The following is a 16,351-nucleotide window of genomic DNA, read 5'->3' on the forward strand; positions in this document are numbered from 1 at the left end:
ATACACCCTATACCCTAACCTTATACCATATAACATATATGCAAAACACAACTTTAGGCGAACTAAAAACCAAAGGATACGAACCAAGATCAGTTAAAGAGGAACTTAGAGAGAACCTAATTAAAGTTTTTAGCGGTAAAAAAACAGAATTTGAAGGCATTATAGGTTACGACGAAACCGTAATACCGGAGTTGCAAACGGCAATTCTTTCTCGCCATAATATTTTATTGTTAGGCTTACGCGGACAGGCAAAAACCCGAATTGCCCGTTTGATGGTAAACTTACTAGATGAATATGTACCTTATGTTGCTGGCAGTGAAATTTTCGACGACCCGATGAATCCTATTTCGTGGTACGCTAAAAACGAAATTGCTACTAAAGGCGATGCGACCGAAATTGCCTGGCTACACCGCAGCGAACGCTATACAGAAAAATTAGCAACGCCAGATGTTACTGTTGCCGATTTAATTGGCGATGTTGACCCAATTAAAGCCGCAACTTTAAAACTAACCTATAATGATGAAAGAGTTATTCATTTTGGGTTAATTCCAAGAGCCCATAGAAGCATTTTTGTAATTAACGAATTGCCTGATTTACAGGCTCGGATTCAGGTAGCGTTATTTAATATGCTGCAAGAAAAAGATATTCAAATCCGTGGTTTTAAATTGCGTTTACCGCTTGATGTTCAATTTGTGTTTACTGCAAACCCTGAAGATTATACCAACCGTGGAAGTATTGTAACACCGCTGAAAGATCGGATTGAGAGTCAGATTTTGACGCACTACCCAAAAAGCATTGAAATTTCCCGGAAAATTACTTTCCAGGAAGCAAAACTGACAAATGCCCAAAGAGAGCGAATTGAGGCAGATGGCTTAGTAAAAGATTTGGTGGAGCAGATTGCTTTCGAGGCTCGTAAAAGCGAATATATCGATCAGAAATCTGGTGTTTCTGCCAGGCTGACCATTTCGGCATACGAAAATTTAATTAGCACGGCAGAGCGTAGGATGTTAATTGCTGGTGAAAAAAATACCTTCGTTCGCTTATCAGACCTAGCAGGAATTATTCCGGCAATAACAGGTAAGATCGAATTGGTTTACGAAGGGGAACTGGAAGGGCCTGCCCATGTGGCAACAACCTTGATCGGTAAAGCGGTAAAGACCTTGTTTGCCCGCTACTTCCCAGATCCCGAAAAGGCTAAGAAAACTAAAACAGCCAATCCGTACGCCGAAATTACTGAATGGTTTACAGAAGGTAATAATGTTGACGTGACCGATGTATTAACCAATGCACAATATAAAAAAGCACTAATGCTGGTGCCTAGCTTATTCGATACGGTTAAAAAGTTTCATCCTAAGTTAAGTGAAAACCAAACCTTGTTATTGATGGAGTTTGTATTGCATGGTCTGGCAGAATACTCTCAGCTAAGCAAAAATTACCTTAACGGCGGATTTGGATTTTCGGATATGTTTGGCAGTTTGTTTAATGCCGAGTTTGATGAGGAAGAAGATGAAGACGATTTCAGGTAAAAATTAAAAATTCATTTTATTAGCTTTGATGCTTCTATTCATTTTTGAAAGGAATATCAAAGCTTTTTTTTTAACATATAACCCTTAAATATGGGCAGACTACCCTTTATTATTGCCGCTTGTGTTTTTATTGTTGCTTTCGATATCTACTGTTTTAAAGCCCTTATCGCAGTATTTAAGAGCTGGAAACCCCGCACCAGGAAAATCTTCAGCGTTTTATACTGGAGTTACAGCTTCCTTTTAATCATTGGTGTTTTCGCCGGGATTTACCTCAATCTCTTCCTTACTTTACGTGCAATTATTTTAGTTGCATTTTTCTTAACTGTTGCCTGCAAAATGGCTATGTTGCCTTTTTTGGTTCTTGATGACTTAAGAAGGCTATTTATCAAAATATTCCGTAAGAAAGAAGTAATAAAAGATCAACCGATTGCAGAGGCTGAAACGATTTCGCGTTCAGAATTTCTAGTAAAGGCCGGTTTGGTTGCGGCAGCAGTTCCCTTAACTTCTTTAAGCTGGGGCATTATTTCCGGCGCTTACGATTACCAGGTTAGAAGGGTAAATTTAATCCTCCCCAATCTTCCGAAAGCTTTCGATGGCATAACAATGGGTCAAATTTCTGATATCCATTCTGGTAGTTTCTATAATAAAACGGCAGTAAAAGGTGGTGTAGAATTGCTGCTGGGCGAAAAACCAGATTTCGTGTTTTTTACCGGAGATTTGGTTAATAACCTTACCAATGAAGTGAAAGATTATCAAGATATTTTTGCGAAAGTAAAAGCGCCGCTTGGGGTGTATTCTACCTTGGGAAACCATGATTATGGCGACTACTACTTTGGTAAAACATCATCGCCAGCGAAGGTAAAAAACCTTAAAGACATGGTAGATGTGCACAAGGTGATGGGCTATGATTTACTGATGAACGAGAATCGGCGTTTAAAAGTAGATGGTGAAGAAATCGGCATCTTAGGTATAGAAAACTGGGGCATGGGTCGCTTTCCGAAATATGGAAAAATGGAACTGGCCGTACAAAATACTGATGACTTGCCTGTGAAGCTACTCTTAAGCCACGATCCGTCGCATTGGCGTGGTGAGATATTGGAAAAATATCCGCAGATTGACGCCATGTTTAGCGGACATACGCACGGAATGCAATTTGGTGTCAGGCTAAAAGAATATCAGTGGAGCCCTGTGCAATACATTTACAAGGAGTGGGCTGGCCTTTATCAGGAACAGAAACAACAACTTTACGTTAATGTGGGTTATGGTTTCTTAGGCTACCCTGGCAGGGTTGGTGTGTTACCTGAAATAACCATTTTTACACTAAAAAGGGCATAGCGATAAAATTAAAGGATTGAACCTGTTATGCTATAGGGCCTAACGGGTTCGATCCTTTTTATTTTGTTAAAGCTTAGTACCTAACCCGCATTAAAGCGATAACCTACGCCTCTAACCGTCTGCAGCAATTGCGGATTATCTGGATTTAACTCTATCTTCTTTCTTAAGCGCACAATGTGCATGTCTAAAGTCCGGGTGTTTACATCAGAATTGTAACCCCAAACCACTAACATCAGCTCATCGCGGTTTATTACTTTACCTGGGTTGCGTAAGAAATAAAGCAAAATGCGGTTTTCTAAAATGGTAAGCTCAATCTTTTTTCCCTCTCTAAATAACGTGTGGATATTGGGGTGATGCTCCATGTTGCCGAAACGGTGAATTTCCGCGGTATCTTTATTTACGATGAACTTTACCTTACTCTCTAACATGGCTACCAGTACATCCATGTTAAATGGTTTAGTAATATAATCTGATGCGCCAAAGTTATATGCATCAATTTTATCTACATCCTGCGCCTTGGCGGTCATCATAATTACCAGGTTCTCGAACCCTTGCTTACGCACTTCTTCGCAAACTTCGGCACCTTGCTTTCCAGGCATCATCCAGTCTAAAAGCACTATATCCGGTTGGTCTGCCATAATCATTCGCTCACCAGATTCTCCATCATTTGCCTCTAGTACATTATAACCTTCTGTTTTTAAGCGGTGGGCTACTAAAAAGCGAAGATTTTCATCATCCTCTACAATTAATATTTTTACTTCTTTAGACATTATTGGTGTGTTTTATATCGCTTTGTGTGATTATTGGTTTGTGTAGTATTAGACTACTAACAACGCCATCACCCTAAATTAATTAACTATTGTAAGGAAGCACTATTTTAAAGGCTGTGCCACTACCCACTTTGCTTTTTACAGAGATTTCTCCCTGCATAAAGTTAACCAGTTCTTTGCAGAAAGCCAAACCCAGCCCAACACTGCCCATTTGGTTGTATTCATTTTGGATCCTGAAGAACTTTTTAAAAATATTATTCAGCTCACTTGCGGCAATACCAATTCCTTTATCGGTAAAACGGAACACAAGCACTCCTTTTATCAGCTTTGCGCTAATGTGCAGGTTTTTATTTTCTGGCTTAGAATATTTATACGCATTCTCGGCCAAATTATCGAACAAGCTACCCAATAACACCGGATCGGTGATGAAAGTTTTAAAACCGACTACCTCATAGGTCATTTTAAAATCGGGATGTTTGAGGGTATGGGATTCGATGGTGCTTTCAATAAAATCGCGGATATTTACTTCTTCCTGGTTAAGCTTGATGCTTTTGTTTTCGATCTGGGTAAATGCCAGGAGTTTGTTCATCAAACCATTAAGCTTATCGGCTTCCTCATCTAAAATTTTTCCGTAGAGTTGCTGTTCTTTCTGGCTTAGCGAAGTAGCACTTTTAATGTTATTTCCGGCAATCTTAATTACGCTAACAGGTGTTTTAAACTCGTGTGTAAGATTGTTTACAAAATCGTATTGCAGTTTGAACATCTTACTGTTGATGTTAAGATTTCGGTAAATAAGGAAAGCAACCAGGAGCAAGACCCCATAAACCAATAACAACACCAGTGCAATAGGCATAAAATAGATAAAAGTCTCTTTCTTAATATATGATTTTGAACTGGTGAAGTAGAGTTTAAAATCAGAAAAGGCCCCCGGCAATGCAATCTCGGTGGTCATGTTTTCTTCAGAAGTATCAATCGGATCGTAAGTTAAAGGCTCTACCTGGATTTTTTGGTACAACAATGGTCTGGTGTTAACCACTTTGATTTTATTCGGATCAAGTTGAAACACCAGCATATCTTGCTGGTAAACTGGTAATGGGCTTAACTTACGCCGCATCATATTTCGGTAAATCTTAAGGTCTTCCCTTCTGGGAATATTGAGGTAAGTAATTTTATTAGACTTTACCACCGAGAAATTGGTGAAAAGATCTTCCTGAGTGGGTACCGCGGCCGTATCCAACTGATCGACAAAAGTAACCAATTTGTATGCCATGGCATTGAAATCATCGCCGACTTTAAAAGATTGCCTGTTGGATTCGGAAAATAGTCTGATGGAATCCCGAGCCACGTTTTTGCCGAATTGAAAAATTGATTTTGGTCCGATGGATAGGTTGCCAACGTTCATTCCATCTTTAACGGGAACATTTTTAACTTCGGTATCGTAGAAAGTAACTTTAGCAACGAAAGGATATTTGAGGTTGATGGTATCGACAAATTTAGATGCAGTAGCGGAATCCAAAAAACCATTGTAATAGGATATTTCGGGCATCTTGTTCTGAAAAAAATCATTGTACGGCTTAAGGCTTTGTTCCAAAACATTTACCTTCTCTGATACGAACTCATTTTCGATAGACTTTTTACTGAAATTAAAAGCCAGGAAAAGTGAGAGCACGAACAGAATTGAAATGAGGGTGATGAACGTTACACCAAGTGAGAAATTTTTACGGTAGCCACTTTTTTTATCTAAGGCCATAACCTATTTTTTGCTGATATTGGTTTGCAAAAACTCTTCTAAAGCTTTGTAAAGCGCTGTTCTGCCTTGTTGCCGCATTACCGGATTTGGGCCTTCTTCTTTTTCGATATAAGTTACCGGTACATCTCTTTTCTTCAACTCTTTAATGAACTGAACACCTTCGGCCACGTTAACCCTGGGATCTTTAGGGTTTTGCGCAATAAAAACTGGTGATTTAAACCGATCTGCATGGAACACCGGCGATGCAAAGCGCAAATAATCTGTATCCGTTACCGGGTCGCCAATAATTTCGTAATACATCTGTAGGTTAGATTTTAAAAACGGCGGAATGGTTTTCAAATAACTAAATAAATTAATTACGCCAGAATTTGATCCGCCACAACTGTAAAGATCGGAATTTTTATACAAACAATTCAACGCAATATAACCGCCAAATCCATTTCCATAGATGGCAATTTTTTTGGGGTTAGCAATTTTCTGTGCAATTAGCCAACGCACGCCATCATTTACATCTTCCTGTATTTTATCGCTCCACTGTTTAAAACCTGCGGCATAAAAAGATTTCCCATAACCAGAAGAACCACGATAATTTACTTGCAACACCGCATACCCCCTATTTGCCAGAAATTGAACTTCGGCATTATAACCCCAAACATTTCTACCACCAGGACCATTATGCGGCAACACCACAACAGGTAAGTTTGTGGCTTTTTTGCCTATTGGCAGGGTTAAGTATCCATTAATGGTTAAACTATCTCTACTTTTAAAGCTAATGGGTTTCATATCACTCATCAGCTCCTCTTTAATGCTCGAATTGATATCAGTTAACTTTTTTAACTTGTTATCGCTGGCGGTATATAGGTAATAAGAACCGGGATTTTTGTCAGTAAAAGTCCTCACTACAAAAACATTGTCCATTTTATCTTTATCCATAATGCGCCACTCCGTACCAGGCAATAACCTATCAATTTTGCTGTAGGTAGACCTGGTGCTGTCATCGAGGTAGTATTTTTGTTTCTTCCAGGTTTCGCAGGTTACAAACATAATGCGGTTCTGGGTACGCGAATACCTGGCATCTACCACATTTAACGTATCGTTGGCAAAAAGTACCCGTTTTTCTTTACCTGTTTTTAAGTCGAGCGCCACCAGTGCATTTTTATCGCGATTTACGTTAGAAATGGCGTATAATACATTTGGCTCATTCTCTGGGAAAGCTACAGGCTGAAGGGTTGTTTCAAAGTTGTTTGTAATTACGGGCGTAAAGGGTTTGCTTTCACTTTCACGATAGAGCAAGGTCTCATTTACTCCATCGCTGGCTACAGCAATCTTCAACACACCTTTATTATCAGTAACCCAATCGGTAATGTTTCCCGGATTTTTGGCTGCAATTTCCATTTTGCCATCCCTTACGTTCAAACGGTATACATCAAAAACCGTCGAATCGCGTTTGTTGGAAGCCACAATGATGTATTTATCATCAATCAGCTGATCTTCAATAACCCGAAGTTTCGTTTTCTCATTGGCGCTAAGTTGTACCTGCTTACTTCCATCTTTATTAATGACGAAAATATCTGACTTACTGTCTTTTGAATCTTCTTCCGTATAGTAGATTAATTCGTTATTACTTGTCCAAAAATAAAAGCTAATGGTTTTTTCGGTTAAGCGTGTAAGCTGAACACTTTTTCCTGAGGCCAGGTCTTCGACAAATAAATCGAGTTTTTTATCTTGTAATTTTAGGTAAGAAAGGCTCTTGCCATCTGGCGATAAACGGTAGTACGCCTTATCCTGGGTTTTAAAGAAATCATCCACAGGTATAACCTGCCCATTATTGGCACCCTTACAGGACCAAAGCGCAGCAATTATTACCAGCAAGACAATTCGCTTCAACATATATATCAATCTCAAAATGGGATTACAAAAATAACCATCACAAACCCTTAACTACGCTTTACACCAACAATGTTACTTGTGTAAAACACCTTTCAGATTGGGCTCAATTTAGTATTTATAAGATTTAGTCAAAATAAAAGGGAGGTAACATTCTTATTAGGTTTTAAGCCTGTGTTGATCTGGCACCAACTAAAACAATTTAGTGAACTGTTGTGGCATAATGCTTTTAGCTTTCAAGCGTTTTTATTACATTTAAACCTTAAAAAAAGGATGATGAATAGGATATTTGTTTTGCTCTTTCTACTTTTTGCAAGTGGTGCTGCAGCACAGATCTCACTTCAGCGCAGCGCCATAGATGTGGATGATACTGCGCTCATTATCCAATATTACCGCGATGGCGAATATGAGAAGGCAGCTGTTTTGCTCGAAAAGCTTGTTGATGGTTCTACCGGGGAAAATTATTTCGACCTATACTTTAATACCCTACTAAAACTTAAACGCTATGATGTTGCCGAAAAACTGGTAAAGAAACAAATCAAGAAAAATCCACAAGGTGATGCTTATCTAATTGCGCTGGGAAAATTATACCAGGAAAAAGGCGATGCCAATGCCGCAAATAAGGTTTTTAATGATGTGATTGCGAAACTGCCGAAAGATGAATTTAGGATTAGGGATTTGGCAAACAATTTTTACCGCTTTGAAAATTACGAATTAACCATACAAACTTTTAAGCAGGGCAGAAAACTTTTAAACAACGATCAGCTTTTCACCTACGAATTACTTAACATTTACCGGTTTAAAAAAGATAAACCAATGTTGATGCAGGAATACCTGGATGCCTTGCCGACTAATCCGCAGCTGCTTCCCCAGGCGCAAGCTGTGCTATCTATGGTTTTTGATGATAAAAATGATTACCTAACTTTTCAGGCTGCCATCTTAAAGAAAATCCAACAAGAACCAGATGCAGCTGTCTACGTTCAGTTGCTCACGTGGAATTATATTCAGCAACAGGAATTTGATATGGCCCTACGCCAGTTAATTGCTTATGATAAAAGAACAAAAGGCGATGGCGGAACGCTTTATAGTGCAGTTAATATTTTCGCCGACAATAACGCTTACGAAACAGCCATCAAGGCCTACGAGTATTTGCTCACGAAAGGGAAAGATAATCCCTATTATTTATCATCGAAGATTGAGTTATTAAACACCAAGTATAATCTGCAAACCACAGGAAAGTTTTCTGTAGCTAATCTTGATCTCCTTGCCAAAGATTACCAGTCCTTAATCGATGAGAATGGCAAAAATAAAAACACCCTTTTTGCCATTAAAAAGTTAGCCAATTTGCAAGCATATTACCTTAACCAGGCATCGAAAGCAGAAAAAGGTTTAGAAGAGGCGATACAAATGCCGGGCTTAGCTGCACAGGAACTTAGCATAATCAAATTAGATTTAGGCGATGTATATATTCTTACCAACCAACCATGGGAAGCTTTCTTGGTATACGAGCAGGTAAGTAAGCAATTTGAAGGGCAACCTATTGGCAACGAGGCCAGGTTCAGGAGTGCAAAGCTTTCTTTTTACCAGGGAAATTTCGACTATAGCAACGGACAATGCATGGTTTTGAAAACGGCAACATCGCAGCTTATTGCCAATGATGCCCTGAACTTAAGCTTGCTTATTTCTGATAACATCCAAACGCCTACAGACAGCAATGCATTAAAAATGTATGCCGATGCAGAGATGCTTATTTTTAGAAATCTTACTGAACAAGCTATTAAAAAATTAGATAGCATTTCGGTTGTGTATCCAGATAATGGATTGAAAGATGCTGTATTAATGACAAAAGCCAGAATCCTGATCAAAGCAAATGAGCACATGCAAGCAGTGGCAATACTCAAAACCGTAACAGAAAATTTTAAAGACGGCATTTGGACAGACGATGCATTATTTATGTTAGGCGATTTGTATGAAAAGAAGCTGAACGATATTGAGCAGGCGAAAATCTATTTTCAGAAACTGATTACCGATTACCCGGGCAGCATGTTTAGCGCCGAGGCAAGGAAAAGATTTAGAACCTTGCGAGGCGATGGCGTTTAATATTACCCTTTTAGAAAAACTTCAAATCATTTAATACGGCACAATGCTTATCTTTGTGCCATGTATTTATATAATGTTACCCTAATTTTAGAGGATGCAGCTGCTGCAGAATGGTTACAATGGATGCAGGAAGTACATTTGCCTGAGGTAATGGCAACGGGGCTTTTCGTATCAAACCGTTTATTAAAGGTAGTAGATTCGCCAAATGAAGGCACCACTTATTGTGCGCAATACGTGGCCGAAAGCCTCGAAAATTATAATACTTATAAGGAGGTACATGCACCTGCACTTCAGGAAAAACTAAACGCAAAGTTTCAGAATCGCTTTGTTGCGTACCGAACTCTAATGGAATTTATATAAGCAGGTTATAAACCATTAAGGTTTCAATTTCTCGTTATTTTGGTGTCTGTCTGCATCGCGAATGGATTTTTTCTCCAGATTTTTTGCTAAAGCATCTGTTAGATCAATACCCGTTTGGTTGGCCAGGCAAATAAGTACGAAAAGCACATCGGCCATTTCATCTGCCAGGTTTACAGCCTCATCGCTCTTTTTAAACGATTGTTCACCATATTGGCGGGCCATAATCCGGGCTACTTCGCCAACTTCTTCCATTAACATGGCAGTGTTGGTAAGCTCATTAAAATAACGAACGCCTGTAGTTTTAATCCACTTATCTACGGTTTCCTGTGCTTCGCTTATCGTCATTATTCTTTATTTTTTGTATCGATGATGATGGTAACCGGTCCGTCGTTGAGCAGGTTTATTTTCATGTCGGCCCCAAAAATACCCGTTGCAATTTTTTTTCCCAGCAAAGCTGATAACTTGTCTATCATCTTTTCATAAAGCGGAATGGCTACATCAGGCCTGGCTGCTCGGGTAAAACCCGGCCTGTTTCCTTTTTTGGTTGTTGCAAATAATGTAAATTGGCTAATCAGCAAAATTTCTCCATTTACATCAGCAAGCGCTTTATTCATCAAATCGTTTTCATCGGCAAAAACCCGCATACCTACAATTTTCTGAGCCAGCCAATCTAAATCTTCCATCGTATCTGCATCTTCTATCCCTAAAAGCACCAAAAAACCGGTAGCTATTTTCCCTGTTACTTGTCCATCAACCTGGCAACTGGCTTCGGTAACGCGTTGTAAAACTGCTCGCATTGCTTAATCTGTATAAACTGAAATACAATTATAATTTACCACCTGATTAGTGCACTAGCCCAGGTAAAACCCGAACCAAAGGCTGCTAAACAAACCAAATCGCCATCTTTTATTTTTCCAGCTTCCCAAGCCTCGCATAATGCAATGGGCACAGATGCAGCAGTGGTATTCCCATATTTTTGAATGTTATTAAAAACCTGGTCATCGCGTAAGCCCAGTAGTTGTTGCACATACTGGCTAATGCGCAAATTGGCCTGGTGCGGAACCAATAGATCAATATCTTTTTCGGTAAGGTGATTTGCTGCCAAAGCTTCTTTTATCACTTCTGGAAACTTCACTACTGCCTTTTTAAACACCGCCGGGCCATCCATATAAGGGAGCGCAGCACCACTTTCTAAAATTTCGGGCGTCATGAATAAGCCACCCAACTCCTGCTCGGGAAATGCAGGCTTATCTTTCATCCATTTATTGGCATGCGAACCCGGGTAATACATGGCCAGAATTTCTGCATCGGCACCATCGCTGTGCAAGTGCGTACTCAAAATACCCTTGCCCTGTTCGTTAGTGGGCTGCAAAACTACCGCACCAGCGCCATCACCAAAAATAACCGATACATTCCTGCTTCGGGTTTCAAAATCCATGGCAAAGGAATGTTTTTCACTTCCCACTACCAACACATTCTTGTACATGCCTGTTTTCACAAACTGATCGGCAACCGAGAGCGCATAAACAAAACCCGAACATTGATTGCGGATATCTAAAGCACCAATCTCACCCATCCCCATTTCGCGTTGCAGTAACACACCGCAGCCCGGAAAGTAATAATCTGGACTTAAAGTGGCGAAAACAATAAAGTCTACATCATTGGCGGTAATTCCCGCACGTTCGATTGCGATTTTGGCCGCCTCAATTCCCATGGTGGTGGTGGTTTCTTCGTTTCTGTCGGCAAAACGACGCTCTTTAATTCCCGTGCGTTCCTGGATCCACTCATCGTTGGTATCCATAAACTTACTTAAATCGGTGTTGGTGTACACATTCTTTGGAACGTAGTAACCTATTCCTGCTATTTTAGATTGATGCATGCTCGAATTAAAATTGGATTAACAAATGTATTAAAAGAGATGGAAGAACAAGCAATATGCAATCGCTTAGGTTGTAAGGTTGATATCTTTCTTCCAGCGAATGATTTTGAGAATTTCCAGATGCGATTTTCCGTATCACATCTTCCATAAAAATAGTTATTTTTGCAGGCATGTCTACAGAAACTAAAGAAGAGACCTTTACGCTCGAAGAAATTCTAACTTCTCTTAAAACCGTACACCGCCTCATTCTGTGGAATGATGATGTAAATACTTTCGATCATGTGATTTATTGCATGATGAAGTACCTGGATTATAACGAATCGCAAGCTGAGAAAATTGCCCTTAAAGTGCATAATGAAGGCAAATGCCCAGTTCTCGAAGGTTCGTTTACTGAAATGGAAGTTTACCGTAAAATTTTACAGCAAGAAGGCTTAACCGTTTCTGTTGATTAAAATTCACAATCATCAGGCACAGCCGATACCAAATGGGCTACAGTTGTTAAATCAATAAAACTATTTATTCGCTAGACTTTTTAATAATTCATCCAGCTCTGCTTGTGTGCTTTGGGTTTTATCTTTTGCATACCAACCATGTAATTTCTCGGCGATTACAAGCATTTCGGTAGTTTCTTTCTTCCACTCAGCCAAAAGTTTTTGCAACACTTGCGGACGAGGAGCCCAGGTGGCCAGCACTTGGTCGGCCGTTTCATTTAGAATAATAAGCACCGGGATGGCTCTTCCTCCATTGGTAAGGTGAGCATCAATAAGCGGCAAGTTTTGATCTCGCAATACCAGTTTCAATTCGATTTTGCCTAAAGAGGCTGAAGCAATTTTTTGAATCACAGGAACAATCTGCGCCGCATCACCACACCAACCTTCGGTAATTACTAAGAACTTATATTTTGCTGGCAATGCAGAAATGGTTGCACTTAGCGCTTCAGTTAAATTCGCCGTTTTATCTACGCGACTCATGCGTTGCACATTCATCTTGCTATAGTGCAACATGTCTGCCGAATGATCAGGCCCGGTGGTTTTACCTTCTAAAAGTAACTGATCTACCAAGGCACGGTAGCTTAAATAATCCATGCCTTCTTTGCTGAAAATCTCGCTGTAGTTAAACATGTGTTTAAAGTTATGGCGCAAAGGAAAGCAGAAATTCGAAAAAAATAATCATGGTTTTGCAAGATGTTAGGGTGGAGGGAGATGGTGTTGGGGATTAAGGATAAAAATGGATTTAAGTTGGTTTGGGAGGCTTTTGGAACTTTGAAAATAAGTAAAATGGCCTTAAGGAGAAGAATGGCGGAAGGGATGCCTTTCGTTAAGTTTGGTAGTCAGCTTAGATTTTTCCCGAAAGCCGTCGATGAGTGGTTGATCGCTCAGAATTAATTCGTTCTCGGCAATTTTATTGTCGCGAGCGGGAAGATTTAAGGGAGAGATGGGTAAATGCCTATTTCTCCTTTTTTATTTAGCTCGCTAAAGACTTTTGCATTAGAGTAATTAACACATAAGATTATGAAACAAACATGTCCGATATGCAAACGATATGTTAAATCCTAGAACAGATATCCAAACTACTTATGCAATAGATGTGTATTGCTAGTAAAAGACAAGGATGGAGTAGATGTCGAATTCTGCAATACAGACTTTTCAGGTCATGGTTGCGTTGGTAGATACAAAAAAGGTAAAAAGAAATACCCATTTGATATTTGTTATATTAGAAATAAAGCATGCAGAGCTGAAGGAGGATATTTTGGAGGAATAGTAATTTTATTAGCTAAAAATTGATAATAGTAGTGACGAATTGTAAGTTTCATCGAACCTTCATCATTCTTCTGCATAAGGAAATTTTTAGATGATATTTTCACATTTTTTGCTAAACCGACTAAAATTCAGTCACAGATTTGCTTGCGCATAAGATATTGGACGCTTCTCTTTGCGATCAATTTTAATCACCTTAATTGTTTCCTATTCTTTCAAATGATTAGTTCCAATAACCAAAAATTCACTGTTTGTTAAATTACTCTTACTTAATGCATATCCATACATCCCTAAATTAATAGTATAAACTTCATAATTCGGCTTGCATTTAACCATGAGATATTCTATATCCTTAATTGACGGCTTGCCATTATTTCGGTATGAAATCACGATATGTGAATGTTGGTGCATTAAAATTAGTTTCTCGAGTTGTGGAAGAAATGTCGCCCCCTTTTCGAATTCATCACTATTATTAATTTCTATCTGCTTATTTTTCTTTTGACTATTTATATGGGCTTCAATATCTTCATAATGAGCTAATCCTTCTAAAAAATGATATTTAGAATGATAAGTGGTATGACTACCATTTAAGCTAAAATAGGGTGGATCAATATAAACCAAATCTGCAACCTCAGTACAATTCAATGCAGAATCATTAGTTACGAGATTGTTGCGGCCGTTATCAAATGTAAACTCGTCTAATTCTTCAATAAATCTTAAGAAAAGATCTTCAAAACTCCGTTCCCAAGTCGTTTTATTACCAAAACCTCCACCCGTGTAACCAGTACGCATGTTCAGGTTGTTCCTATGGAAAAGATTGTAAGGCCGCTTAATTATGCATGATTGGAAAAGTATATAGTACGCACTTAGTTTTTTATTCGGATCAATTAGCCTGTTGGTATTCTGGATAAAAATATCAATTTGTTGATTTTCGGAGTCAGTAAAATATATACCTGAGAAGTTTCTTTGAATTACATTGTCGTAAATAATACCAGGCTGTGGCAAAAGAAGCTCAACAGCTTCATTGTAAGTTAAATTATTTGTAACATTCTCAATGAGTTTTTTGCCAATTAGCGAATTAAAAAGAAAGATGTCATTATATATCACCCTCTTGCCCTTGATTTTTGAATAATATGAAAATATCCCTGTTCCGCCAAAAACATCTAGAACAGAATCAAATTCTAGCCCTAACCTTTCTATCTCATTCCATATTCTATCTACTAATTTTCTTTTTGATCCATAGTATCTAGTAATGGGTAAGTTTATTTCAGGCATATTTTCTTTATTATGTTCTTCAAGTTAGTATAATTCGGCTCCGCAATACAAGAAATCTGTCTACTGCTGTTTTCTATAGGTACATTAAATAAATATGGACGTACCGCTAAATCTGGGTTATCGCTATTATACCTTTTCATCCCTTTATGCGAGTTATCTATGTAAACACGTAAATCCTCGACCGTAGTATTACTATAAGCCCCAACGATAAGAAATTCAAGCTCGACATCTATGTCTGAAAATGCTCTGATAATTTTCTGACATTTTTTTTGATAGTCTTTTATATAGAATTTCGTAAGTGTAGTTTTGGCTTCAACAAAAAAGAATTTATTTTTATGTTTAATTAAAAAGTCAAATTCTCCTAAATCCGTAGAACCTTGGCGAAGATGAAAATTACTAATGAATTGAAAATCCATTTCTGTAAAAAGAGTATCTAAGAAATCCTCAAAGTATTTTGTGATAAAATAAAAAGACAATTCTGGCTGTAAAGCACTTACTGAAAGAGCGTCATTTTTTTCAACCCTACCTGGACCAGAATTATCTCTATAACGCTTTTGTTGGCCAGCTGTCTTATCGTACCAGTGCAAAAGGTTAAAATGAGTTGCGTCCTCGCCAATTTTCTCAAAAGAATATATCCCTAAAGCCGCAGAGTCTTCCGAATCTGAGATAAAAAAATTGTACTGTTTCAAGTATTTTATTTGACTAATTTTAAGGGTATTAGTGAAATATTTTTTGTAGGATGGCTTTCCTGTTAGCAAAGATGTTTCAAGGTATAAATTCTCTTTCAGATTGGACAATAAGGCCGTAAAATCTTTGCGCTTGATCTTAGTTTTGAACTCATTAATCAATGAGGATTGGTAATGGTTCTTATTAATGTCATTAAGCTTAAATACCTCTTTTACTTGTATCCAATGAAATTCTATCTTAGAAGGTGTATCAATGTAAAGATCAAGTTTCTGTAATATTGGGAAAAAGTAATCATTATATTTAATTCCAATCTCAGAACTATCTGCAACCAAATTAACCGCGGAGATATTTTGTTCTTCACCTATTTCAATTCCAAACGCACTTTTAAATCTATCCTTATTAACCCATATATCTGTAATATCAATAATATCCTCCTTTATCAAATGTGGGTCAAGGTAAGAGAACGACAAGTAAGGAACTTGTAGAGGTACTGCGTCATTAATTATCACACAGTTTTGATAAATTTCTTCAAATTCAATCGAAATAGATTTCAGAATACACTCTCTAATTGTTACATTCTGAATTCGATCTATTATTTGGCGGACAATTCTTTGATCTTTTATCGCTGAAATTAATGCATTTTTGGTGTTTGTTTTTTTATTCTCCTCTTCGCTTCTTTCTTTTGCGGAAATAACTCTCTTGCTTTTATTCAGGACATAAATTAATCTTGAAGGTTGATGTAACAAAAGAATTTGGCTTCTTGATAAATCAAGCCTTGTTATAATTCCACGATTGTGAAATGTAGCGATTTCATTAGCAATCCATGCAATCTTATCTTGTTCGCCAATGTTTTCTGAAAGTAAACTAAAGTCGATATTAATTTCATCTACAAAGGCTGGATCAAATAGTGTTACTAAATCAAATGTAGAATCGCTAATTCTAGAGATATCAAAAGCCAATTGACAGACAAATTGAACAGGCTTCAATAGGTTTATGTCATATCTGAAATATTCAATAATACTATT

General features: G+C 38.1%; 15 protein-coding genes. 6 read left to right on the forward strand and 9 right to left on the reverse strand.

The window, feature by feature from the left end; genetic code table 11:
• Positions 1-38: 38 nt before the first annotated feature.
• Positions 39-1,526, forward strand: a complete 1,488-nt coding sequence (locus tag OQ268_RS02150) for a sigma 54-interacting transcriptional regulator (protein WP_265854417.1) — start codon at positions 39-41, stop codon at positions 1,524-1,526.
• Positions 1,527-1,616: 90 nt separating this feature from the next.
• Complete coding sequence (locus OQ268_RS02155; RefSeq protein WP_265854418.1) at positions 1,617-2,861, forward strand: metallophosphoesterase; 1,245 nt, start codon at positions 1,617-1,619, stop codon at positions 2,859-2,861.
• An 80-nt stretch (positions 2,862-2,941) separates the two neighbouring features.
• Here the strand turns inward: OQ268_RS02155 and OQ268_RS02160 are convergent, their stop codons facing one another.
• The 3 genes from OQ268_RS02160 to OQ268_RS02170 form a co-directional block, all read right to left on the reverse strand.
• Complete coding sequence (locus OQ268_RS02160) at positions 2,942-3,631, reverse strand: response regulator transcription factor (protein WP_265854419.1); 690 nt, start codon at positions 3,629-3,631, stop codon at positions 2,942-2,944.
• A gap of 82 nt (positions 3,632-3,713) precedes the next feature.
• The gene (locus OQ268_RS02165; RefSeq protein WP_265854420.1) at positions 3,714-5,381 is read right to left on the reverse strand and encodes a sensor histidine kinase; all 1,668 of its coding nucleotides are present in this window, start codon (positions 5,379-5,381) and stop codon (positions 3,714-3,716) included.
• A gap of 3 nt (positions 5,382-5,384) precedes the next feature.
• Positions 5,385-7,271, reverse strand: coding sequence for a S9 family peptidase (locus tag OQ268_RS02170; protein WP_265854421.1), 1,887 nt, complete (start codon positions 7,269-7,271; stop codon positions 5,385-5,387).
• Positions 7,272-7,541: 270 nt separating this feature from the next.
• Between OQ268_RS02170 and OQ268_RS02175 the strand changes: the two genes are divergently transcribed.
• Both OQ268_RS02175 and OQ268_RS02180 read left to right on the forward strand, forming a co-directional pair.
• Positions 7,542-9,368 (forward strand): tetratricopeptide repeat protein, encoded by a 1,827-nt coding sequence (locus tag OQ268_RS02175; RefSeq protein WP_265854422.1) that lies wholly within the window; start codon positions 7,542-7,544, stop codon positions 9,366-9,368.
• Between the two features lie 60 nt (positions 9,369-9,428).
• On the forward strand, positions 9,429-9,728 hold the full coding sequence (locus OQ268_RS02180) for a DUF4286 family protein (RefSeq protein WP_265854423.1): 300 nt from the start codon (positions 9,429-9,431) through the stop codon (positions 9,726-9,728).
• Between the two features lie 15 nt (positions 9,729-9,743).
• Here the strand turns inward: OQ268_RS02180 and OQ268_RS02185 are convergent, their stop codons facing one another.
• From OQ268_RS02185 to OQ268_RS02195, 3 genes are read right to left on the reverse strand one after another with little or no spacing between them, the layout of a single operon-like run.
• Positions 9,744-10,073 (reverse strand): nucleotide pyrophosphohydrolase, encoded by a 330-nt coding sequence (locus tag OQ268_RS02185; protein WP_265854424.1) that lies wholly within the window; start codon positions 10,071-10,073, stop codon positions 9,744-9,746.
• Positions 10,073-10,525, reverse strand: coding sequence for a D-aminoacyl-tRNA deacylase (gene dtd, locus OQ268_RS02190; RefSeq protein WP_265854425.1), 453 nt, complete (start codon positions 10,523-10,525; stop codon positions 10,073-10,075). Before dtd ends, OQ268_RS02185 begins: the two co-directional genes overlap by 1 nt.
• Positions 10,526-10,560: 35 nt before the next feature.
• Entirely contained in the window at positions 10,561-11,607 is a 1,047-nt protein-coding gene (locus OQ268_RS02195; RefSeq protein WP_265854426.1) for a 3-oxoacyl-ACP synthase III family protein, read from the reverse strand.
• Positions 11,608-11,777: 170 nt separating this feature from the next.
• On the opposite strand from OQ268_RS02195, the gene OQ268_RS02200 reads away from it, so the two are divergent.
• On the forward strand, positions 11,778-12,059 hold the full coding sequence (locus OQ268_RS02200; RefSeq protein ID WP_265854427.1) for an ATP-dependent Clp protease adaptor ClpS: 282 nt from the start codon (positions 11,778-11,780) through the stop codon (positions 12,057-12,059).
• 60 nt (positions 12,060-12,119) lie between these two features.
• Here OQ268_RS02200 and OQ268_RS02205 read toward each other — a convergent pair whose 3' ends face one another.
• Positions 12,120-12,728, reverse strand: a complete 609-nt coding sequence (locus tag OQ268_RS02205) for a thioredoxin family protein (RefSeq protein ID WP_265854428.1) — start codon at positions 12,726-12,728, stop codon at positions 12,120-12,122.
• A 63-nt stretch (positions 12,729-12,791) separates the two neighbouring features.
• Between OQ268_RS02205 and OQ268_RS02210 the strand changes: the two genes are divergently transcribed.
• A complete protein-coding gene (locus tag OQ268_RS02210; RefSeq protein WP_265854429.1) occupies positions 12,792-12,992 on the forward strand; it encodes a MerR family transcriptional regulator in 201 nt (66 codons plus the stop codon).
• A 579-nt stretch (positions 12,993-13,571) separates the two neighbouring features.
• On the opposite strand, the gene OQ268_RS02215 is transcribed toward OQ268_RS02210, so the two are convergent.
• Positions 13,572-14,639 carry a DNA adenine methylase gene (locus tag OQ268_RS02215; RefSeq protein WP_265854430.1) on the reverse strand — a complete coding sequence of 356 codons (1,068 nt, stop codon included), beginning with the start codon at positions 14,637-14,639 and terminating at the stop codon, positions 13,572-13,574.
• Entirely contained in the window at positions 14,627-16,312 is a 1,686-nt protein-coding gene (locus OQ268_RS02220; RefSeq protein ID WP_265854431.1) for a hypothetical protein, read from the reverse strand. The genes OQ268_RS02215 and OQ268_RS02220 overlap by 13 nt, the downstream gene beginning before the upstream one ends.
• Positions 16,313-16,351: the final 39 nt, after the last annotated feature.

Origin of the sequence: Pedobacter sandarakinus (assembly GCF_026240095.1) — a bacterium.
Classification (GTDB): domain Bacteria; phylum Bacteroidota; class Bacteroidia; order Sphingobacteriales; family Sphingobacteriaceae; genus Pedobacter; species Pedobacter sandarakinus.